At 66.7% G+C, this 378-nt stretch carries 1 protein-coding gene; it reads right to left on the bottom strand.

Annotated elements, in window-relative coordinates; genetic code table 11:
• The coding region (locus JJB97_RS18420; protein ID WP_238715539.1) for a hypothetical protein at positions 1–378 on the bottom strand (378 nt) is incomplete at both ends.

The raw sequence follows: 378 nt of genomic DNA on the forward strand, positions 1-378 counted from the left end.
GCGCCCGGCAATCGTCCCGCTGTTGTTCACCTCGCCTGTGCTCTCAGATATCACCCGGTTGCCCGCAAGCAGCGTGCCGTTGCCGCTCACCGCGCTCTGCTTCACCTTCAGGTACACCTGCGGCGCCAGCACCTGTTCGGTGGCGCCGTCCGGCAGGGTCACGGTCTGCGTCACCAGCCAGACGATGGAGGTGGTCAGTTGCGCCATCTGCTCTGCCGTGAGCGCCACGCCCGGCGCCAGGCCGTACTGCCGCGCAAAGGCGATGCCGTTGTCCATCAGCATCCGGTACTGCGCTTCGTCGCTGCGCTGCCCGTCCAGGTAGCGCTGGCCGGTAGCGCGGGTGATTTGCTCGCGTATCAGCGTTTGCTCATGGTAGCC

This window comes from Tenebrionibacter intestinalis (assembly GCF_016632365.1).
In the GTDB taxonomy this organism is placed as follows: Bacteria; Pseudomonadota; Gammaproteobacteria; order Enterobacterales; family Enterobacteriaceae; genus Tenebrionibacter; species Tenebrionibacter intestinalis.